The sequence below is a fragment of the Bacillus sp. EKM501B genome (assembly GCF_011800505.1).
GTDB lineage: Bacteria > Bacillota > Bacilli > Bacillales > Bacillaceae_G > Bacillus_A > Bacillus_A cereus.
Genome location: NZ_JAALFZ010000056.1, coordinates 1 through 598 on the forward strand (window position 1 = coordinate 1; position 598 = coordinate 598).

Consider the following 598-nt stretch of genomic DNA (forward strand, 5'->3'; position numbering starts at 1 on the left):
ATGGAGTCACAAGATGAGAGAGGGCAAATGTTCATCTTTAAAATTAAATCATTATCTTATACTGTTCTAACGGTTGGTATATTAATTGGAGTAGCATTAGTAGCAATATTTAAGTTAATAGATAAGGAATATTTTATTTATTATGTAATGCTTGTGTTTTTTATTCAAAGTATAGTATCATCCATTTATTTGGCTATTGTTCGGAAAGTATAAAACTGTTCACTAGATAGCGGAGTATTTTTACATATTCTAGTAATACTATTAATTCCTTCTTCAAAAATTCCCCTAAAATGAAAAAATACGCTATTCTTTCTGTAGAATCATAGGAAAGGATGGCGTTTTTGTATGTCTGTTTCTGTGTCTGACGAATTACAACTATTTGCTCAAGAAATTCAAAGTTTTTTATCTCCAAATACCTTACGGGACCTTGCTAGAAATGTTGGTTTTGTACAAAGATCCAGTAAGTACCAAGCAAATGATTTAGTAGCTTTATGTGTATGGGTGAGCCAAAATGTCGCTATGACGTCTTTAACTCAATTGTCTAGCTGTTTAGAAGCATCAACAGAAGTACTCATCAGTCCTGAAGGACTGAATCAAC

Annotated in this window: 1 protein-coding gene and 1 pseudogene; both read left to right on the plus strand. The window is 31.9% G+C overall.

Translation table 11 applies throughout. The features are described 5' to 3' along the window. Positions 1 to 213 (plus strand): hypothetical protein (locus tag HFD78_RS29000; RefSeq protein WP_191968147.1); only part of this gene is annotated, 213 nt, incomplete at its 5' end. A 132-nt stretch (positions 214 to 345) separates the two neighbouring features. Next, positions 346 to 598 (plus strand): annotated as a pseudogene (locus HFD78_RS29005) (IS4 family transposase); the annotation flags it as partial.